The following is a 20,806-nucleotide window of genomic DNA, read 5'->3' as shown; positions in this document are numbered from 1 at the left end:
CCGTGGAGGCCCGCCTCCGCCGGACGGTCGTCTCGCGGGCGGGGCGGAGAACCCGTGACCGGCGGCACTCCGCGATCGCTCCACTGGAGCGGGGCATAGGCCGACCAGGAGTACGCGCACCACAGCACCGAGCTCCCGATTGGCGTGAACCCGACAGGTGTGGAGCCCAACTGCTGGTGCCACAGCGGCAGTTGATGAAAACTCTCTCTCCGATGGGTCTGCCGCGTCACCAGGACCGCGCGCAAGCCATCGGAAGCGATCGGCAAGCTCTTCCACTTGACGCGCTCCGGCCCGCCGGACGCGGAAGGAGCCAACCATGCGCGCAGGAAGATCGGGCCGGGCGCGGGTCACCGCCGCCCTGGCCCTCGCGATCGCCGGACTCCTGGCCCCGGGAGCCCACGCGGCCGGTGCCGGGATCCAGGACGACGACGAGGACGGCGGGCCCGCCGCGCCCGCCGAGTACAGCTATGTGCAGAAGGCGATCCCCGGACAGTCGCTGCCCCGGCACGCCTACGACAGCGCGGCGTCGCAGGCGGCCGCGCTGCCCGCCACCCCCGGTACCTGGCAGTCCGCCGGGCCCACCAACATCGGAGGCCGGGTCGTCTCCCTGGCCCTGGACCCGAGCCGCCCCGACACCGTGTACGCGGCGGCCGCGAGCGGCGGTCTGTGGCGCTCGGCCGACGCGGGCCAGACCTTCGAACCGGTCTGGCCCGCCCAGCAGACCCAGGCCATGGGAGCGGTCGCCGCTGCCCCGGACGGCACCCTCTTCGCCGGCACCGGCGAGCCCAACCCCGGCGGCGGCAGCGTCACCTACGAAGGCACCGGCATCTACCGCTCCACCGACCACGGCCGCAGCTGGCAGCAGGCCGGGCTGCGCGACTCCGGGGCGATCGGCGCCCTCGACGTGGACCCGCGCCGGCCGCGCCGCGTCCTCGCCGCCGCCACCGGCTCGCTCTACAACGCGGGCGGCGACCGGGGCGTCTACCTCTCCGACGACTCGGGCTCCTCCTGGCGGCGGGTCCTGGACGTGCCGAACGGCTTCACCGGCGCCGTCGACGTACAGCGCGACCCCACCCACGCCGACCGAATCTACGCCGTCCTGTGGGACCACCGCCGCGAACCGGACAAGCGGGCCTACGGCGGAACCGGCTCCGGCATCTACCGTTCCGACGACGGCGGCGCCCACTGGCGGCGGCTCGGCGGCGGACTGCCCACCGCCGACACGGGCCGCACCGGCCTCGGTATCTCCCGCTCCGAACCCGGCCGCCTGTACGCAGTGGTCGGCGCCACCGACGGCAGCTTCGGCGGCCTGTTCACCTCCGCCGACGGCGGTGACACCTGGACCCGGCTGCCCGACAATCCGGCGCTCGCCGACTCGCAGTCCAGCTACTCCTGGTGGTTCGGCAAGGTGTGGGTCGACCCGGCCGACGCCCGCCACGTGCATGTGGCCGGGGTGGCCCTGATGACCACCAAGGACGGCGGCGCCACCTGGACTGCCGAGGAGACCGCCGTCCATGCCGACCAGCACGCCATGATCTGGGACCCGAAGCGCCCCGGCCGCGTCTACCTCGGCGACGACGGAGGCGTCTACCGCTCCGACGCACGCGGCGACGGCGGCTGGACGAAGGCCGCGTACGAGCCGTGGACCCAGCTCTACACCGTGGCCGCGACCCCGCAGGACACCAGCCGGATCTCCGGCGGCGCACAGGACAACGGCTCCATCCGGTCCTGGGGCGGCCCCGGGTTCAACGAGTACCTCGGCGGCGACGGACTGCAGAACCTGATCGACCCGACCGACAAGAACAAGGTGTACGCCTGCTACCAGTACGGGAGTTGCTTCCGCTCGACCGACGGCGGGACCACCTTGACCGAGTACACCGACTCGACCACCGCCGACCGCCGCAACTGGCTGACTCCCGTCCAGTTCGACCCGGTCGCCCCCGATGTCCTCTACTACGGCGGCAACCGGCTCAACCGGTCCACCGACGGGGGCGCCACCTGGACGCCGATCAGCCCCGACCTCACCGGCGGTCCCGGGCGCGACACCTACCCGTACGGCACCATCACCACCGTCGCCGCCGCCCGCGACGGTCACACCGTGTGGGCGGGCACCGACGACGGCCGGGTCTGGGTCACCAGAGACCTCGGCGGGCGCTGGACCCAGGTCCTCGCCGGGCAGCCCTGGGTGACCCGGATCGCCGTGGACCCCGCCGACCCGGCGACGGCGTACGTCTCGCTGTCCGGCTACCGCGCCGGCTCCCCACAGCCCCATGTGCTGCGTACCGGGGATGCGGGCGCGAGCTGGAGCGACCTGTCGGGCAACCTGCCGCAGGCACCGGTCAACGATGTGGTCCTGGGCGCCGGGGGCGTGTTGTACGCCGCCACCGACCAGGGTGTGTTCGTCGGCGCCGTGATCGAGGGTCGGGCCCGCTGGCTGCGGCTTGGTGGCGGCCTGCCGCTGGTCCCGGTCGACGACCTCTCCTACGACCACACCAACCACCGCCTGGTCGCGGCGACGTTCGGCCGTGGCTTCTACACGTTCCGCACGCCGTAACACCGCAACGGACCGCCGGTCACTCCTTGGTACGGCCCGCGAAGTACGTCGCGACCATGTCCTCGGCGCCGTGCCCGGCGGCCTCGGCCCGGGCGAAACGCTCGGCCGACGCCTCGGTCAAGTCGAGCCGTACACCTGCCTGTTGGGCCGCTTCGAGGATCAGCCGGGTGTCCTTGAGGGCGGTGGAGACGGCGAAGCTGGGCGTCAGGTCGCCGGTGAGGAGGGCCGCGGACTTGGCGTGCAGATAGGCGGTGTCCAGCGGGCCGCCGGCGATCGCGTCCAGGAAGAGGCGGGGGTCCACCTGGAGCCCCTCGGCGAGGCCGAGGCATTCGGCGATGGCGCCGACCAGATTGATCACCCAGGTGTTGGCGACCAGCTTCAGACGCGAGGCGCCGCCCGGCTCGTGGCTCACCCAGACGGTCCGCTGCCCGATCGCGTCGAGTACGGGTGCGAGGCGCTCGCGGGCCTCGGCGGGCCCGGAGACGAAGACGGTCAGCTTGCCCTCCTCGGCGGGTCCCCGCGTGCCGAGGACCGGGGCGTCGCAGTACACCACCCCCAACTCGGCTGCCCGGGCGGCCAGTTCGAGGGCCGCGTCCGGTCCGACGGTGGAGGTCTGGAGCCACAGCTGGCCCGGGTGCAGGCCCGGGGAGGCGGCGTCGAGGGTGGCGGACACGGAGGGGCCGTCGTTCAGCGCGGTCAGGACGACGTCGGCGCCGCGCACTGCCTCGCCGGCGTCCGCGTGCACAGTGGCCCCGTCGTCGGCGGGTGCCTCGGCCTTGGCTTGGGTCCGGTTCCAGACCCGTACGGTCAGCCCGGACCGCAGCAGACTGCGGGCCATGCCGGACCCCATGATCCCGGTGCCGAGTACGGCGACGGTGGGCGTGCTCGATGTTGAGGGCACGATGGAACTCCTTCGCGGAGGGTGGCGCTCGGTCGCGTACCTCCGAGTCTGGTACGGACGGGGCCGCTCGGGGGTGTACGGCACCGCCGAAAACGGGCCTGCCCGCCGTCCCCGGGGTGGGGACGGCGGGCAGGCCCGTTTTCGGCAGCGGGGCGTGAGAGCGCTCTCGCGCCTGGCGCGGCCCTGAGGGAGCGGGGCCGACTTAGAGACTGAGAGCGCTCTCACGCACCGTGCGGCGGGAGCGGGACGCGACCGCCTCGGCGGCGAGAGCGCTCTCAGGCGTCCCTCCGCTCTCACACCCCCCGCGGCACCCGCGAAGGCCGCCCGCGGCCCCGTGTCAGGTTGTAGCCGCCGACGCCCGCGAGCGCGGCGAGCAGGCCGCCCGCGCCGGTCCACAGCCAGCGGTCGGTCCACCAGCCCGATGCCCAGCCGCCGTCCGGCTCGACCGCGGACTTCGCGCCGAGCGGGGTGGCCAGCTTGCCGTCCACGGCGTGCGCGCCGCCGGTGTCCAGGACGGTTGGCTCGACCTCCGTCTTGAACGGCAGGCCCCGGTCGGTCTCGGGCAGCGAGACGGCGGTGAGGCGGACGTAGTAGCTGCCCGGCAGCGGATCGTTGGACCACGTGTCGGCCCAGGCGACCGTCGGCCGCAGGGTGCAGGACAGCTCGACCGCGGTCGCGTCCTGTGCCGCCGAGCGGGACTGCATCCCGTACATGCAGGGCTGGCGGCGGCGCAGCCCGTCGTACACGTCGATGCGCCAGGTGGAGGCGCCGTGCCGGGAGGTGGCGTCCGGCAGCGTGACCTTGGCGGTGACGGTCGGGCGCTGCCCGGCGTCGGCGGGGAACACCCAGTACAGGTAGTCACCGGTCGACCCGGACGCGGTGGCCTTCTGGCCCTGCTGCACGGCGACCGCCGTACGGAACGCGGTACCCGCCTCGGTGGGCGCCGCATCGCTCTTGGAGGCGGAGGGGCTCGGCGAGGGCGTGTCGGCGAGCGCGGACCCGGCCGCCCCGCCGAGGAGCGCCGCACCGGCCAGGGCGGTGATCGCCAACTTCCGTACGGTACGCATCAGTTGGCCCCCGGAGTGAGAGGTGGTGTTCAGCATCAGTTGGTCCGCCAGACCGCGATGCGCCAGCGCGAGATCCAGCCCCACACCAGACCCGCGACGAGACCGGTCAGCGCGAGCGCGCCGAGCAGCCACCAGCCCCGGCCGAGGCCGAAGGAGGCCACGTCGGAGGCGTGGTCGGGGCCGTCCACCACGTCGATGGCGAGCTCGACCGGCAGCCCCGGGTCCGTCTTGACGCCGGGCGGTGCGGAGAAGGAGTTGGAGACCTGGAGGCAGACGGTCTCCGGCGTCTTGTCGTCCGAGTCGTCGGCGGGGGCCTTGGGGTAGCGCAGACCCGTCGAGATCAGGTCCGTACGGCCGTCGCCCGCCTCCGAACCGCGGACGATCTCGCGGCCGTGCGCGGTCACCGCCCGCAGCAGCACGCCGTAGTCGGGGTTGGTCTGCCGGTCCACGCCGATGCTGGCGGAGGCGCGCAGCTCCTGGCCGGGCTTCACGTCCACCTTGTACGAGCGGTGCTCGGCGAACTTCTCGCGGTCCGTGTACAGACCGGGCTTGAGCTGCGGGGCGTTCTCGCAGCTCGCGGTGCCGGTGGTGGCGACGGGCACGGCGACGGGGTCGGCCGCCCGGTCCACCAACTGCTTGACCTTGCCGGAGAGTTGGTCGGTGTGCTGCACCGAGGTGTAGGTGCCGCCGGTGGCCTCGGCGATGCAGGTGAGCTGCTCGCGGGTCTTGGCGTCCGGGATCAGGCCGAGCGTGTCGATGGTGAGGTGGATGCCCTGGGCGGCGATGTCGCGGGCCACCTCGCACGGGTCGAGCGGCTGGCAGGTGTCCTCGCCGTCGGTGATGAGCACGATCCGGCGGGTGGCGTCACCGCCCTTGAGGTCCTCGGCCGCGCCCTGCAACGCCGGGCCGATGGGCGTCCAGCCGGTGGGCGCGAGCGTGGCGACGGCGGTCTTGGCCTCGGTACGGTTCAGCGGGCCGACCGGGTAGAGCGCGCGGGTGTCCTTGCAGCCCACCTTGCGGTCCTCGCCGGGGTAGTTGGCCCCCAGCGTCCGTATCCCGAGCTGGACCTCCTGCGGGACCGAGTCGAGGACCTCGTTGAACGCCTGCTTGGCGGCGGACATCCGGGACTTGCCGTCGATGTCGGCGGTCCGCATGGAACCGGAGACGTCGAGGACCAGGTCGACCTTGGGTGCGGCCTGCTCGGACTGCCCGTCGGGCGCTACGGCCGCGGAGGCCGTGCCCGCGGCCGGGAGGATGCCGGTGGCGAAAGTGGCGACCAGCGCGCACACTCCGGCCGCCAGCCGTTTTCTGGTGATCATCGCCGGATCCTATGGAAGCATCGATACGCGCCCCAAATCGGCTGCCCCCGCGTCGGATGCGCGATGTCTGACTAGGAGGTCTTCTGCGGGCTTTGTGCGAGGGCGAGTTCACGTTCCGTCAGCGGAGGGGCCGTCAGTCGCGGCTTGCCGGGTCCGGCCAGCGCGGCGAGCAGGACGCGGGGATGCAGTAGCCCGGTGGCGGGACCCGACAGCGTCATGACCTCGGTGAGGGCGGTGGCCACCGTGTAGTTGCCGGTCGCGGTGTGCGTGAGCCGGCCCACGTAGCGGGACAGCGCCCGGTCGGCCGGGCCGGGCCTGTGCGCGGCGGCCCCTGGGTAGAACGCGTCCTGCCCGGCCGAGAGGATCCATGCCATGCCCACCGGGCGGGCCACCGCCCGCTGTATCCGGCGCGCGAGTCCGCGGGCCGTCAGACCGCGTGCGGCGACCTCCTCGCGCAGGGCGAGCGCACTCTGCGCGGCCACCGACATGCCGTGTCCGTACACGGGGTTGGAGACGGCGACCGCGTCGCCGACCGCGACGAATCCCTCGGGCCAGTGGCTCACGCCCTCGAAGTATCTGCGCCGGTTGGCGGTGTTGGCATAGGTGCTCACCTCGCTCAGCGGTTCGGCCTCGGCGATGAGTTCGCCCACCACCGGATGCCGGGCGCCCAGTGCGAAGGGTACGAAGGCCTCGTTGTCCCCGGTGGGACGGCCGCCCCGGGTGCCGGAGAGCGTGATCAGCCACTGGCGGTCCTCGATCGGCAGGAGCGTCGCGGTGCGACCGGGGACCGGCGCGTGCACATCGGCCTGCAGGCTGATCACGGGGAACGGCTCGTTCCCGGCCGGTGACCGGAACAGCCGGCTCGCATAGACGGTGCCGGCGTCGACCACTTCCTCCTTCGCGAGGGGGACGCCGAGTTCGGTGAGCCACTGCTGGGCGCGCGAACCCCGGCCGCCGGCGTCGACGACCAGGTCGGCCTCGACGACCCGCTCGACACCGTCCTCCGTACGCACCAGGACACCGGTGATCCTGCCCGGGCCACCCGTCAGGGAAAGCACCCTGGTCTGCTGCAGCACCCTCACCGAGGGGCGGACGGTGACCCGTTCGCGTACCACCCAGTCCAGGAGGTCGCGGCCGCAGGAGATCAGGTAGTGGGAATCACGCCAGCGCCGGAACCAGCCCTGCGCCGACAGGCCGACCATCCCGGACGTCAGGGGTATCCGGTGCGCGCCGCGGGCCAGCCAGTCCTCCATCACCCCGGGCACCAGGCGTTCCATCGCCTCGGCCCCGCCGCACCAGAGCATGTGGCCGTGCCGGGCCTGGGGGAGGCACTTGCGCGGCTGCGGCCCCGAGGGCAGGGTGTCCTGCTCGATGACGGTGATCTCGTCGCAGTGTCCGGCGAGCGCGGCCGCCGACAGCATGCCCGCGAGCCCGCCTCCGACGATGACGGCCCGGCCTTTGCGCAGGGGGGCCGAGGCGGTTCGGTCGGGTCTGTGCGATGAGCCCGAGGGTGTTGCGTCCGGTGTGTTCATGGCTGCTGGCTTCCCGCCCGTGCCGGGTCGCGGCGGGCTGCTTCGACGATGCGTGAGTTGCGGAACGCCTCGGACACCAGCACCAGGTCCCGCGCCCGCTCGATGGCGGTCGGGGCCTCCACCTGCTCGCCGCGCAGTGCCAGGCCCTCCGGATCGTGCGCCCGCGCCGTGAGGGCGGCGGCGATCATGGCCGCGTCGGCGACCGCCTTGGCCCGCCGGGGGTCGGCTCCGGCGCAGACTGCCGCCGACTTGGCAGCGGTGTGCACCGCGAGGTCGAAGTAGGGGGCGAGCGAGAGGACCCCGTCGAGGATGCCCGCCTCGCGGTAGGTCAGCCGGAGCTCGGCCGGTGACCACCACGCCATCCGCACCGAACCGCCCGCGGCCGTCGGCTCGGCGTGCAGGGCCCGCCACAGGGGGCCCAGCTTGCGGTAGGCGGACCAGGACTGCCGAGTGTGCGAGAGCCTCGGCCCGATCAGCGGAACGAGGAAGCCCGCGGCGACGAGCAGCGCCGAGACGGACGCCACCGGCGGGGCCGCGTTGGTGCTGAGCCAGTCCCAGTCGTGTCCCGACCAACGTGCCCCGACCGCGCCGAACTTGAGGACGTCGAAGACCAGGTTGAGCAGATACCCGCTGACGACGAGCATCAGGCCCGTACGCAGCCAGCCGTGCACCCGGACCGACCATTTCCAGCACAGCACGGTCGTGACCAGGGAGGCGATGGAGTGCGCGACCAGATAGAGGACGATCATCTCGCGGATGTACGGGGTGTTCGCGTAGTGCGTGTCCAGGTCCCTGAGCCGCTCCTCGGAGGCGTCCCCGAGAGCGAACAGGGTGAACAGTGCGACGATCACCAGGGCGTAGGCCGCCAGACACCGCAGGCTCGCCCGGCGGGCCGCCTTCGGGGGGCCGCCCCGCCAGTTGATGATCATCACTAGGCAGGCGGCGTTGTACGCGGTGAGGATCGAGTAGACCAGCGGAGCGGAGAAGTTCGGCACCCCGGTGATGCGGTTGACTTCCGCGATCGTCGTCGGCGCGGCGAAGAAGAGCACCGAACTGGCCACGAGCAGAAGGGCGTTGACGGTTCGGAGCAGCGGGTCGCGCCAGGTGCGGCGCATGCCGGGCACCCGGCAGGCGAACCCGATGGCGAGCAGCACGGCCGGGACGTAGAAATCCAGGTCCTTCACGCGTCAGCCCTGTGGTCGGTGATAGCCCAGGGAGGCTTCGATCCGGCCGGCGATGGCGTCCCGGTGTGCGGGCACGTATGCCCCTGAACCGGGCAGCCAGGGGCGGCACTTGCTGCCGAGCAGCAGCCCGAAGCTCTCCGCCTCGGACTCCTCCGCCAAGTGGGAACGCGTCCGGGCCGCCACCTTGCGTACGGCCGCGCCCAGGTCGCCGTCCGCGGTCAGCAGCCGGGCGGCGACCGCCGCGCCCGCCACATGGTGGCTGCCGTGTCCCGCGTCCATGTGCCACAACTCGTGCCCGAGGATGACCAGTTGGTGGTCGGGTGTCGTGCGCTCCTCCACCACCACCAGATCCCGGTCCGCCATGTCGAGCCAGAGGCCGCTCGCGGTGCCGGGCGGGAAGGCCGCCATGCGGAACTCGACGGGGCGGCCCCGGCGCTTGCTCATGCCCTCGCAGAGGGCGGCGTACAGAGCGGTCGGCTCCGCCGGGGCGGGGATCGTGATTCCCGCGACCAGCTCGCCGCACAGCCGGCGCATCTCCTTGCCTATGCCCACCGTTCTCCCCGCCAGCCGTTCATGGAGCAGCACTTCGTCGAGCAGCCCGTCTCTGTGCAGCCTGCCGAGCCGTACGCGATTGATCCAGTCAACATTGAGCCGGAGTTCGTTGAACTCGGCATCACATGACGGCCTGAAATGAACGGACGGCGATGTCCGGGCAGGCCGATGGGTGCGGCAGGGTGCTGCCGCGGGGTGCGGATCATGTCAGGACTCCGACCGCTTGACGCTCTCCAGGAGCATGTCGAGCCACTCGGTGACCTTGTCGCGGTGCTTGTCGGTGGGGAGCTGGGCGGCGCGCCAGGCGATGCCGCGCACCCCGTGGTCCTGGAGCAGGCGCTCCAGCGCGTCCCCGCCGGGGGTCCCGGCGAGCGCCCCCTCGCGTTCTCGGCCCGCGAGTTGCTGGAGCAGCTCCTGCTCGGTGCGCAGCAGGGCGCCGCCGAGCGCGTCGGTGTCGTCGGCGGTCAGGAACCCCGCGTGCACCCCGAAGAAGCGCTGGATCGCGTCGCAGTGCTCCATCGTCGGCCGCCGGTCGCCGTTGATCAGGGCGCCCGCCTGCTGGCGCGACATGCCCGCGCCGTCGGCGATCTCCTGCTGGGTGTGGGGCCGGCCGTTGGGTTTGCGCCGGGTGCTGCGCAGCAGGCTGAACCGCTGCAGGAAGCGTGCCTGCAGATCGGGTTCGCCGGCCGGCCGCCCGTCGAGCAGCGCGCCCACGACGTCGGCCGGAACGCCCGAGGCCTCGGAGAGCCGGTGGACGTCGAACACGTCCGCCTGACTCGTTCCGAGCTTTGCGGCGAGCTCGGCCACACGGGCGACGACGGCCGCGAGGGGGCTCGTGGCCGCCGGTCCCGGAACCAAGAAGCCGTCCGTCACCAGTAGTTCTCCTAGATCATGCGAGGTCGGTGGGCACAACAGTGGATGCTCCGGAGGTTAGCGGGTCCCGGCAACAACAACCAGAACTTGCCACAGTTGTGGCGCAATCAATGCTTCGGGGGGCCGGAATGCCACGATGCTTGACATCATTGTGTCGGCGGTATCAGGATCGCCACGCGGTGTGAAGATCGCCCTCCGAGCCCCGGGCGGGCCCGAAGGCCGGCCGCCGCACTCGCGGGCCAGCAAGAGGAGTCGCGTACTCGATGGCGGAAGAATCGGTGGCGAAGGATTCGGTGACCAAGGTTGTGACAGCGCACGCTCCGGTGGTGGGGCGCCCGTTCGCCCTGGTCCAGGAGCGGCCCGGACAGCAGACGGCCGCGGGGGAGCGTGCCGCCGACGACACGACGACCGTAAGAACGGGCGCCCCTGTGGCCAGGGAGCTCCCGGACGACCCCGAGCTCAGGGCCTATGTCCACGACTACTTCGCGATGACGGACGCCCTGCCCTTCCCGTCCGTGGTCCTCGATCCGGGCTGGGGCGTGGCCCACGCCAATCCGGCGTACGACGCGCTCTTCGGTGGCGTCGGGCCGCACCCGACCGCCATGCCCGGCCACAACTTCCTGCGCTTCGTGCTGTTCCACCCGGACGCGGCCAGTGTGCTCGCCGAGCACGAGACCGCCTGGTGCCTGCCGATGCTGGCCCAGTTCGCCGAGGCGTTCGCCGACGACGAGAGCGCTCCCGGGCTGCGGGACATCCGCCAGGAGATCGCCGACGACCCGATCATGGACGCCGCCTTCCGCCTCGGCCTGCCGCACTGGGTCCGGGCGGTCGGCGACGCGGCGGTGCACCACGACGGCGCGGTACGGCACGTGCGCCACCCCGACCCCGAGCGCGGCCGCACCAGCTGCCGCCTCGTCAGCGAATCCCCGCGCACACTACGGGAGTTCGGGCTGCGCCGGCTGACGCTGGTGCTCCGCGAGACCGAGCCCGCCGCCCCCCGGCGCGGCCGCGCCCACCTCAGCGTGGTGCCGACCCGCTAGCGTCGCCCGCACCGTACGGTTTCGGCCAACCCCGGGCGAACTCGGTCCCCCGGAAAGGATGTTGCTAGCGTGGCCGCGGCAGGCCGGGGCGACAGGTGAATCGGGGGCGGGACATGCTGGATCCCACATCGACGGCGGCCATCGCCGCCGTACTCGGCTCGGTCGGCACGGCCCTCGCGAACGAAGCGGGCAAAGCCGCCTGGGAAAGCGTCGGCGGTCTGGTCCGCCGCGCCGTCGGCCGCGAGGTCCGCGCCCCACAAAACCGCGACGAACTGGACGGCGTCGCCCGGCAGGTTCACGAGGCGTTACGTCAGGACCCCGCCCTCGCCCGCGCCTGGACGGCGTTCGCGCGCAGCGCCCCGCGCCCCGGCCACCCGAACCAAGTGCCCGCACTGCACGCCTCCACCCGCTTCTTCACCGACCGCGACAGCCAGCGCCGGGCCCTGAGCCGGGAGGCTTTCCGCAAGGCGGACGGCCGGCCCCGGATCGCCGTGCTGCACGGCCCGCAGGGCATCGGCACCAGCGCGCTCGCCATCCACTGGGGCTGCACCGAACTGCGCCGCTTCCCCGACGGACAGCTGTACGCAGATCTGCGCGGCGCCGGCCCCGGCGCCGGCTCCATCACCGGGGCCGACCCGTCGACCGTACTGCGGCTGCTGCTCCAGCAGTTCGGCATCCCGGCGGCGGAGATCCCGCCGGGGCACGACGACCGCCAGGCCCTGTTGCGCGCCTGCACGGCGGACCGCCGGATGCTGATCGTCCTCGACCACGCCCGGTCCGCCGCGCAGATCCTGCCCGTGCTCACCTCCGCGCCCGGCGTGTTCGTCATCGTGGCGGCCCGCCACCCCCTGCCCGGCCTCGACGCGGTGGGGATCCCGGTCGGACCGCTCGCCGACAAGGACGCGCGGCGGCTCCTCGCCGAGGTCGCCAAGGCCGGGAACGTGCCGCTGGACCGTGCTGCCCTGCCCGCCGTGCTCGCGCGCTGCGCCGGTTCCCCCTTCGCGCTGCGCGCCGCCGCCGCCCGTCTCACCGCGCGGCACTGGCGGCAGGACGCGGACCCGGGCGGCGACGCGGCCCGCACGGCCGTCGCCGACGGCATGCGCGACCTCGGCCCGGACGTGGCGCGGGCCCTGCGGCTGCTCGCCCAGCGCGACTGGCCCGCCATCGGCGCGCCGATGGCCGCGGCCACACTGGGTCTTGACGAGACGGTCGCCGAACGCATCCTGGGTGAACTCGCGGACAGCCGCCTTCTTGAGAGCGCGACCAACGGAACGTACCGGGTCAGACCGCTGGCCCGGGAGTACGCCGCGACGCAGGCGCTCCGTGAGGACGGCCTCGCCGCGGTGGAAGAGGCGGTGCGGCGCGCGGTGCGCTGGTGCGTCGGCTTCGCCGAACCGGCGAGCAAGGCCGCCCTCAGCCAAGGCTGGCGGCTGGGTCCGGAGCAGCCGACGCGGGCCGGTGCGCGGTATACGGACGCCGGCGAGGCGCTGAAGGCGCTGCGCGACGAACTGGGCAATCTCCTCCAAGCGATCGGCGCGGCCGAGGAGTTGGGGGACGCGGACTCCGTCTTCCGGCTGAACCAGGCCCTGTGGCCGGTGCAGCTGAAGATGGGCTGCCACGACGAACTGCTTCCCGCCCTGCGCGCGGGCGTCCGGGCCACCGAGGCCCACGACCCGAACTCCCGCGAGGCCGCCCGCATGCAGACCCTGCTCGGCCTGAACCTCACGGAACTTCGCCGGCCGGCCGAGGCCGAGAGCGCTTTCACCGCGGCCGCCCGCATCGAACAGGCCGTCGGCCACGTCCGGGGCCACGCCACCGCCGTCGAATCCCTGGGACTGCTGCGACTGCGCGAGTGGCGCTACCCGGAGGCGTACCACTGCTTCGAGGCGGCCGACCGCATCCTCGACGGGGTGCCAGCCGACGGCGAGGGAAGCGGTGATCTCCCGCGCGCCCGCGCCCTGTTGGAGCGCCACCGGGGCCGGGCGCTGCGCGGCCTCGGCCGATGGGCGGAGGCGGCGGCCCGCCTTGAGAGCGCTCTCGCCTTCTTCCGCGGCACCCACGAGGCGTACAACACGGCCCGCACGCTCACGGACCTCGCCGAGACCTTCGAGGAGAGTGGCCGTCCGGCGGACGCGCTGCCGCTGATCGACGAAGCGATGGCGGCGCTGGCGAACGAACAGGCCCACTACCAGTTGGTCCGGTTGCGGGCGGTTCGCGAACGGTGCGAGGGCCCGGCGGGGGAGTGAAGGGCCGCGGCCCCTACGGCCGTGGCGCCGCCAGCCCCCGAAGGAGCAGCTCGACCAGCCGCCGGGGGTCATAGCGGGGGTCGCTGTCGCGGCCGATGCAGAGGTTGCCGATGCCGCGCATCAGCTCGTACGCCTGCGTACCGGGCCTGATCTCCCCGGAGTCGACCGCGGCGTCGAGCAACTCGGCGCAGACGGGCACGAGGCGCTCCTGGAAGTAGGTGAGCAGCGCGTCGAAGCCGCCGCTGTCCGATTGCATCGCCTTGGCGAGCCCGTGCTTGGTGACGAGGAAGTCGACGAAGAGGTCGACCCACTGGCGGAGGGCCGCGAGCGGGGATTCGCCGTCGGCCAGCAGGCTCGGGCCGGCCTCGGCGCACGCGTCCACCTGGTGGCGGTAGACGGCGACGACGAGGTCCGCTCGCGTCGGGAAGTGGCGGTAGATCGTTCCCATCCCGACGCCCGCCCGGGCCGCGATCTCACGGATCGGCGCATCGACACCGGAGGTGACGAACACGGCGGCGGCGGCGTCGAGCAGCGTCTGCTTGTTGCGCAACGCGTCGGCCCGCTTGCTCCGGGCCGCACCTTCCCCGGCGGGACTCGTCCTGGGCACCGCGCACTCCTTCCGACGGCCATTGACTAAACGGAACAGTGCTCCGTATATTAAACGGAGCGACGTTCCGCTTGCAGCCTAGCTCAAGCCGGACGCGCCCGACCGCCTTCCCCCTGCGCCGCGAGCCCTATGAAGCCGCCGTCAGGGCCACTGAAGGCACACCAAAGTCACATCGCAAGCGCATCACAGGCGTATCGAAGACACATCAAAGGCATATCGAAGGGGCACGCACACCATGAGCGCACCGACATCGACTTACGCAGCCGGCACCTTCACCCCGCCGCCCACCCCTGTCCTCTCGGTCGGTCCGGTGGTGCTGTCGGCGCCCGGGCGGCCCGTGGACCTGGAGGTACGGGTCTCCGCCCCGGTCAGCGGAACCGGCCTGCCGGTCATCCTCCTCTCCCACGGCCAGGGCCACTCGAACCACCTCTCCTCACTGAACGGCTACGCCCCGCTCGTCAACTACTGGGCGGCGCACGGCTTCGCGGTCATCCAGCCCACCCATCTGAGTTCGACGACGCTGAGCCTGGACCCCACCACCCCCGGGGCGCCCATGTACTGGCGATCGCGGGCCGAGGACATGACGCGCACCCTCGACGCACTCGACGCGATCGAGGCCGCGGTACCGCTGCTCCTCGGACGCCTGGACCGCGGCAGGGTCGCCGTCGCCGGGCACTCGATGGGCGGCCACACCGCGAGCCTGCTCCTCGGCGCGAGGCTCACCGACCCGGACGACGGCACGGACGTGAACCTGGCCGAGCCCCGGATCAAGGCGGGCGTACTGCTCGCCGCCCCCGGCAGGGGAGGCGACGCCCTCACCGAGCGCATGGCCGAGGACTTCCCCTTCCTCCGGACCCCGGACTTCTCCCGGATGACGGCCCCCGCGCTGGTGGTGGCCGGCGACAAGGACGCCTCCGCCCACCTGACGGTGAACGGCCCCGACTGGCACACCGACCCGTACGCCCTCGCCCCGGCCCCCAAGTCCCTGCTCACCCTCTTCGACGCGGAGCATGGCCTTGGCGGGATCTCCGGGTACGACGTCGCCGAGACCACGGACGAGAACCCCGAGCGGGTCTCCGCGGTCCAGCACCTCACTTGGGCCTACCTCCGCTCCGAGCTCTACCCGGGGGACCCGGCCTGGGAGTTGGCGCAGGACGCGCTGGCGGGCAAGGCGGATCCGCTGGGCCGGGTCGAATCCAAGTAGGGCTCCTCGGCCGTCATTTCGCGACGGTGACCCGGTGCACGGTGTGTCCCGTGCGTACGGCCAACCCCTCTTCCATCGCCTGCTCGACGGTGTGGCCCGCCGTCAGCCAGGCGTGCAGGGCCGAGGCCGCGGCCGCTGGGTCGAGTCCGGTCGGGGCGCCGGTGAGGCGGAGGGGCGGACCGGTGCGCGTTCGTACCGTGCATTCGCCCGGGGCCGTGATGTAGGCGGCCAGGGCGCTGTGCGGATGGCGGGCGAGCACCTCGGACGTCCACTGCTCGGGTGATCCGAAGCGGGGGTCGTCCGCTGCTCCGTGCCTCAACAGCACGTCTGTCAGGGCGAGTTGGGACGGATCCCGGGTGTCCTCGTGGACGGCTACGTGGGCGTGGCCCTCGCCGTCCGGCTCGTACCAGGGGTCGGCGTACCGGGCCACGTGGATCTCGGGCGGGTCCGTCGTCACCCGGGTCAGGACGTGCAACGGAGCGGTGAGGGGTGCGCGTTGGAGCGGGGGCGTGCGAAGGCGTTCGAGGAGTGCGGGGCGCGGCGGCTCGGGGATGTTGATCAGGCGGTAGAAGAGGGCGCGCAACAGGGCCGCCGACTCGCCGGGGGAGGACGTGGTGAGGTTCGCCGGGCCCGGGAGCGGGTGATGCTTCGCCAGCAGGTCGTCCAGTTGCGTGGCCAGCGGCAGGTGCGGGTCCAACTGGGGTGCCTGCCGTACGAATTCGGCCACGGGGGATCGCGGGTCGAGGCCGCCCGTGGGGGCCGCGCCGAGCAGTACGGGGGTGCCGAGAGCCGCCGCGTAGTAGCTCACCGAGCCGTGGTCGCCGATCACCGCGTCCGCCGCGAGCAGCGCCTGGCGCCAGTCGTGCAGGGGGTCGACGAGTACGAGGCCGCCGCGCCGAGCCCGGTCGAGCCAGGCCCGGACCTGGCCGGGGCCGTGCCCGTGCCAGATGTTGGGGTGCAGCACGGCGGCGACCCGGTACTCGTCGGCGGGCAGCTCGGCGGTGAGCCGGGGCGACAGGGAAGGGAGCACGTCGTCCCCGCCGCCGTCGCCGAACAGCGACTCGGGGTTCCAGGTCGAGTTCAGCAGAACCAGACGCTGCCCCCGGCGCACTCCGAACGCCTTCTGGAAGCGCTCTCGGTACGGGCGTTCGGCCAGTATCCGGTCGAAGCAGGGATCGCCCGCGAGGGTCGCGGTGGGCACGGCCTGGGGGCACGCGGCGCGCAAACGGTCCAGTTGCTCGGGGTGCGAGAGGACCATGGCATCCGCGACCGGTATGCCTTCGTGCAGCAGCCACTCGGGGGAGAGGCCGAAGACGGGAGGCGGGGTGAGAGCGCTCTCGGATTCGGGTGGGCGCTGGTGATGCTTGCCTGAGCCTGAGCCTGAGCCTGAGCCTGAGCCTGAGGCATCGGGCGAAGGGTGTCCGGTGTCCGGTGTCCGGTGTCCGGTGTCCGGTGTGGAGAGCGTCTTATTGTAGCCGACGCCGTGTGAGAGCAGGGCCAACTTGCCTGAAATCAGGTGGAGTTGACCGCCCAGGCTGGCTGTGATCGCCAGGTCGACCTTGGTTTCGAGGGCCTGCTCCCACGGCAGCACCGGGAGCCCGGTCTCGGCGAGCAGAGCCTCCACGCCACCCTCGAACGCCGAGGAACCCGTGCACGTGGTCAGGAGCTGTATGCGGAGGTCGTCGTGGAACAGGGGCAGTACGTCGAGCAGCCGGGTCGCCGATGTCACGTTGTGCACCACGAACAGCACGCGCCGGCAGCGGCCGCGAGTCGCCCACCGAGCGGCGTCGTCCCCGACCGGCACCCGTATGCGCCGGTCGTCGGACCCGTTCACCGCGCCACCCCCAGCTTCACGCCCGCCATCCCCTCGTTGTGGTCCGGCCACGATAGCCAAGGGGCTGGGCCGCATCCGCGCGGGTGGCGGGCTTGTGCGGTGCGGACCGGGTGCCGGGGCGATCCTGGTCGGCGCCCGTTGGAGAATGGGCGGGTGATGCTCCGCTACCGCGTACTCGGACCGACGCAGGCCCTGCGTCCTGACGGCAGTGAAGCGCGGCTCGCGGGCGCCCGCCTGAGAGCGCTCCTCGCCGCGCTCGCGGCCGGCGCCGGGCGTGCGGTGCCCCAGCCGGTGCTGATCTCGCAGGTGTGGGGCGAAGGGGACGCGCCGCCCGCCGACGAGGTCGCGGCGGTGCAGGCCCTGGTGGGACGGCTGCGGCGGGCGCTCGGGGCGGACGCGGTGGTCTCCGTCCCAGGCGGGTATCGGCTCGCCGTCCACGCCGACGAGATCGACCTCTTCCGCTTCGAGCGTCTCGTGGCGGAGGGCGCGACCGCACTCGCCGCCGGAGACGCCGAGCGCGCGGCAGGACTCCTGGACGACGCGCTCGCGCTGTGGCACGGCCCCGCACTGGCCGACCTTCCGGCGTGGGAAGGCGACCCGCTGGTGGTACGGGCCGAACGGCACCAGGCCGACGCCCGCCGCAATCGGCTGGCGGCGGAGGTGGAGCTGGGACGCGCCGAAAGCGCTCTCGGCGAGCTGACCGCGCTCGCGGCCGCCGCCCCGCTCGACGAACCGCTCCAAGCCCTCCGCATCCGGGCGCTGAGGGCCGCCGGTCGCTCGGCCGAGGCGCTGGCCGCCTACGAATCCGTACGGGGAGCGCTCTCGGAACGCCTCGGCACGAACCCGGGGCCGGAGCTGCTGGCCTTGCACGCCGAATTGCTCAACCCTGAACGCCATGGGGAGAGCGCTCGTACGGGCCCGCGCCACACCGGCTCGTCCCACATGACCTCGCAGGACATGGCCCCGAACCACACGGGCTCGCGCCACACGTCCTCGCCCCACGTCGGCTCATCCCACACGGGCTCGCCGCACATGGCTCCGCGCGACATGGCGTCCTCCCACATGGGCTCGCAGCACATGGCCGCACCGCACACGGGATCACTCCACATGGCGTCACCCGACGCGGCCTCACCCCCCACAGCCCCGCCCCGCACTCCTCCACCGCCCGCCGCGCCCCGGACACCACATGCGGCACCCGCGCCCGTACGCGCACCCGCGCCCGGAACCACCCCCATGGCGCGCCCAAGCCATGCCGGGCCGGAAACCTCACCGGTCCGCCCCCTCGGCAACCTCCGTGCGCGCCTCACCTCGTTCGTCGGGCGGGAGCTCGATGTCCGTGCCCTGCACGACGATCTGCGGCAGGAGCGACTGATCACGCTCACCGGGCCCGGCGGCGCGGGCAAGACGCGCCTCGCGGTGGAGGCGGCCGATGCCGCGGCGCCGGAGTGGGTCGACGGGGTGTGGCTGGTCGAGCTCGCGCCCGTACGGGACGCGGTCAGCCTGGCCGAGGCCGTGCTCACCGCGCTGGGCGCCCGGGAGACACGGCTCGTCGGCCCGGCCGAGACGGCGCCCAGGGACCCGCTCGCGCAGTTGCTGGCCCACTGCGGACGCCTGCGCATGCTCATCGTGCTCGACAACTGCGAGCAAGTCGTGGCCGCAGCAGCCGAGTTGGTGGAGGAGCTGCTCACGGCGTGCCCGGACGTCACAGTCCTCGCCACCAGCCGGGAGCCGCTCGGTGTGCCGGGGGAGCGGGTGACGGCGATCGGGCCGCTGCCGCATGAGAGCGCTCTCAGGCTGTTCGGGCAGCGTGGCGCCGCGGCCCGGCCGGAGTTCAGTGCCGAGGCCGATCCGGACGCGGTCGCGGAGATCTGCCGGCGTCTGGACGGGCTGCCGCTCGCCCTCGAACTCGCTGCCGCACGGCTGCGGTTGTTCACGCCGCGTCAGATCGCGGACAGGCTCGACGATCGGTTCCGGCTGCTCAACACCGGCCCCCGCACCAGTAGGACCATCCAGCCGAGACAGCAGACCCTGCGAGCGGTGGTCGACTGGTCCTGGGACCTGCTCGACGCCTCGGAGCGAGCCGTCCTGCGACGCCTCGCCGTCTTCGCGGGCGGCTTCGCCCTGCCGGAGGCGGAAGCTGTCTGCGCGGATCCGGAGGAGGAGGCCGTCTGCGCGGCTCCGGAGGAGGCGGGGACCGAGGAGACGGACCCCGAGAGGTCGGGCTCCAGCAAGCCAGGCCCCCGGAAGCCAGGCCCGCGGAAGTCAGGCCCTGGGGTGGGCCCCGCCGATGTCCTGGACCTCCTCGGCTCCCTCGTCGACAAGTCACTCGTCACGGCCGCGCCCGACGGTGACGGCGCGACGATGCGGTACTGCCTGCTGGAGACCGTCGCCGAGTACGCCGCCCAGCGGCTCGACGAGGCCGGCGAGCGGGCGGAGGTCGAGCTGCGCCACCTCGTCACGTACCGCGAACTCGCCCGCACGGGCGAGGCGGCACTGCGCGGCCCGCGCCAGCGCGAGATCATCGAACGCCTCGAAGCCGAGCGCGACAACATAACTTCCGCCCTGCGTACGGCAGTTGGGCGAGAGCGCGAGCAGGACGCGCTGTGTCTCGTCCTCGCCATGGCCTGGTTCTGGCAGCTGCGGGGGCACCAGGCGGACGCGCGGAGCTGGTCCGGGGCCGTCGCCGAGCTCGGTCCGGATCCCTTCGCCGAGCCCGTGCGGCCCGTCGTCCCGCTCGCCGACCGCTGCACGGACAGCCCGCCGCCCTGGTCCGAGGAGCAGCTCTGGGAAGCCCGGCGCGGGGTGCGGCTCATGGTGTTCGCGGCCAGGGGCGGGGGCGACACGGAGCTCAACAGCCCCGAGACCGTGGCGTATCTGCGCCGGATCGTCCGGGCGTACGGACCCGGTCTCCCGCAGAACAGCCGCCAGCCCGGCTCCGTCTGGTACTTCGCCCGGCTCCTCACGGGTGAGTTCACCGGCTTCGACCGGGTCGTCGACGAGATGGTCGCCGACGCCCGGCAGTACGGCGACCCGTGGGACCTCGCCTTCGCTCTCCTGCTCCGCGCGAAACTGCTCGACGGCAGCGACGCCGACGACGCTCTCGCCCTCTTCGAGCGCGTCGGCGACCCCTGGGGAATCGCGGAATCCCTCTCCGCGCGCGGTGACTCCTACGAGCGGGAAGGCCGGTACGAGGAGGCCGCCACGGACTTCGAGCGGGCTCTGCAGAGGGTCACCGAGATGGGTGCGCACGCCCAAGTGTCCGTGTTCAAGGGCAAGTTGGCTTCGGCCCGCCTTGAGATGGCCCGTACTCCGGCCGAGCGGGAAGAGGCGGAGCGGCTGCTCGCGGACGCCGTCGAGGAGTCGAGGCAGTTCCCGCAGGAGAGCCTCGGAACCGCCCGGATGCTCCTCGCCCAGCACTTCGGCCGCACCGGCCGCACCGGTGCCGCCCGCCAGCAACTCCAGCTGATGGAAGGCGAGTTCACCGCACTGACGCCCGAGCTCTTCCGTGGTCTCGTCGCCGGGATGTACGGCTGGCTCGACTGTCTGGACGGCAAGTACGCCGACGCCCGGGGCCGGATCCAGGACGCCGTGCGCCACTTGGAGAGTCAGGCCTATCTGGTCGCCCCCAACCTGATCCTCAGTCAATTCCTGTCCGCGGCCTGGGCGAAGGCCGAACTGGGCGCGGCGGTGGACGGGGCCCGGCTGCTCGGTGCGTACGACCGGAACTCGACCGGACGTGACAGCTTCGGATTCCGCCCGCTGCCCGCCGAGCCCGAGACCCGGCGCCGGGCGGAGGCCGAACTGCGCCGGACGCTCGACCCGGCGGCGTACGAACGCGCCTACGCCGAGGGAGCGGACCTGGACGTGAGGCAGGCCGCCGCCCTGGTCTGATC

General features: G+C 72.8%; 14 protein-coding genes. 5 read left to right on the top strand and 9 right to left on the bottom strand.

What is annotated here, in order from left to right:
• Positions 1 to 316: 316 nt before the first annotated feature.
• Positions 317 to 2,554 carry a glycosyl hydrolase gene (locus tag OHA17_RS06150; protein ID WP_406504742.1) on the top strand — a complete coding sequence of 746 codons (2,238 nt, stop codon included), beginning with the start codon at positions 317 to 319 and terminating at the stop codon, positions 2,552 to 2,554.
• Positions 2,555 to 2,573: 19 nt separating this feature from the next.
• Here the strand turns inward: OHA17_RS06150 and OHA17_RS06145 are convergent, their stop codons facing one another.
• The 7 genes from OHA17_RS06145 to OHA17_RS06115 all read right to left on the bottom strand — a co-directional run bounded on the left by OHA17_RS06145 (position 2,574) and on the right by OHA17_RS06115 (position 9,982).
• Positions 2,574 to 3,455, bottom strand: coding sequence for an NAD(P)-dependent oxidoreductase (locus OHA17_RS06145; RefSeq protein ID WP_406504740.1), 882 nt, complete (start codon positions 3,453 to 3,455; stop codon positions 2,574 to 2,576).
• Between the two features lie 293 nt (positions 3,456 to 3,748).
• The gene (locus OHA17_RS06140) at positions 3,749 to 4,522 is read right to left on the bottom strand and encodes a hypothetical protein (RefSeq protein ID WP_406504738.1); all 774 of its coding nucleotides are present in this window, start codon (positions 4,520 to 4,522) and stop codon (positions 3,749 to 3,751) included.
• A 35-nt stretch (positions 4,523 to 4,557) separates the two neighbouring features.
• The gene (locus tag OHA17_RS06135; RefSeq protein ID WP_053725653.1) at positions 4,558 to 5,841 is read right to left on the bottom strand and encodes a VWA domain-containing protein; all 1,284 of its coding nucleotides are present in this window, start codon (positions 5,839 to 5,841) and stop codon (positions 4,558 to 4,560) included.
• 71 nt (positions 5,842 to 5,912) lie between these two features.
• Positions 5,913 to 7,373 (bottom strand): FAD-dependent oxidoreductase, encoded by a 1,461-nt coding sequence (locus tag OHA17_RS06130; RefSeq protein ID WP_406504737.1) that lies wholly within the window; start codon positions 7,371 to 7,373, stop codon positions 5,913 to 5,915.
• Complete coding sequence (locus OHA17_RS06125) at positions 7,370 to 8,557, bottom strand: MAB_1171c family putative transporter (protein WP_406504735.1); 1,188 nt, start codon at positions 8,555 to 8,557, stop codon at positions 7,370 to 7,372. Before OHA17_RS06125 ends, OHA17_RS06130 begins: the two co-directional genes overlap by 4 nt.
• A gap of 3 nt (positions 8,558 to 8,560) precedes the next feature.
• A complete protein-coding gene (locus OHA17_RS06120; protein ID WP_053725650.1) occupies positions 8,561 to 9,091 on the bottom strand; it encodes a hypothetical protein in 531 nt (176 codons plus the stop codon).
• Positions 9,092 to 9,316: 225 nt separating this feature from the next.
• The gene (locus OHA17_RS06115; RefSeq protein WP_406504733.1) at positions 9,317 to 9,982 is read right to left on the bottom strand and encodes a helix-turn-helix domain-containing protein; all 666 of its coding nucleotides are present in this window, start codon (positions 9,980 to 9,982) and stop codon (positions 9,317 to 9,319) included.
• 263 nt (positions 9,983 to 10,245) lie between these two features.
• On the opposite strand from OHA17_RS06115, the gene OHA17_RS06110 reads away from it, so the two are divergent.
• Both OHA17_RS06110 and OHA17_RS06105 read left to right on the top strand, forming a co-directional pair.
• Positions 10,246 to 11,022: a hypothetical protein gene (locus OHA17_RS06110; protein WP_398880168.1), complete on the top strand. Its 777-nt coding sequence runs from the start codon at positions 10,246 to 10,248 to the stop codon at positions 11,020 to 11,022.
• Between the two features lie 113 nt (positions 11,023 to 11,135).
• The gene (locus OHA17_RS06105) at positions 11,136 to 13,268 is read left to right on the top strand and encodes a tetratricopeptide repeat protein (RefSeq protein WP_406504731.1); all 2,133 of its coding nucleotides are present in this window, start codon (positions 11,136 to 11,138) and stop codon (positions 13,266 to 13,268) included.
• 13 nt (positions 13,269 to 13,281) lie between these two features.
• Here the strand turns inward: OHA17_RS06105 and OHA17_RS06100 are convergent, their stop codons facing one another.
• Positions 13,282 to 13,875, bottom strand: coding sequence for a TetR/AcrR family transcriptional regulator (locus OHA17_RS06100; RefSeq protein ID WP_406504729.1), 594 nt, complete (start codon positions 13,873 to 13,875; stop codon positions 13,282 to 13,284).
• 235 nt (positions 13,876 to 14,110) lie between these two features.
• On the opposite strand from OHA17_RS06100, the gene OHA17_RS06095 reads away from it, so the two are divergent.
• Entirely contained in the window at positions 14,111 to 15,079 is a 969-nt protein-coding gene (locus OHA17_RS06095; RefSeq protein ID WP_406504727.1) for an alpha/beta hydrolase family protein, read from the top strand.
• Positions 15,080 to 15,092: 13 nt separating this feature from the next.
• Here the strand turns inward: OHA17_RS06095 and OHA17_RS06090 are convergent, their stop codons facing one another.
• Positions 15,093 to 16,913 (bottom strand): hypothetical protein, encoded by a 1,821-nt coding sequence (locus tag OHA17_RS06090; protein ID WP_406504725.1) that lies wholly within the window; start codon positions 16,911 to 16,913, stop codon positions 15,093 to 15,095.
• 156 nt (positions 16,914 to 17,069) lie between these two features.
• Between OHA17_RS06090 and OHA17_RS06085 the strand changes: the two genes are divergently transcribed.
• Positions 17,070 to 20,804: an AfsR/SARP family transcriptional regulator gene (locus OHA17_RS06085; RefSeq protein ID WP_406510643.1), complete on the top strand. Its 3,735-nt coding sequence runs from the start codon at positions 17,070 to 17,072 to the stop codon at positions 20,802 to 20,804.
• Positions 20,805 to 20,806: the final 2 nt, after the last annotated feature.

Origin of the sequence: Streptomyces sp. NBC_00212, assembly GCF_045206365.1 — a bacterium.
In the GTDB taxonomy this organism is placed as follows: Bacteria; Actinomycetota; Actinomycetes; order Streptomycetales; family Streptomycetaceae; genus Streptomyces.
This window is presented reverse-complemented; position numbering and strand designations above follow the sequence as displayed.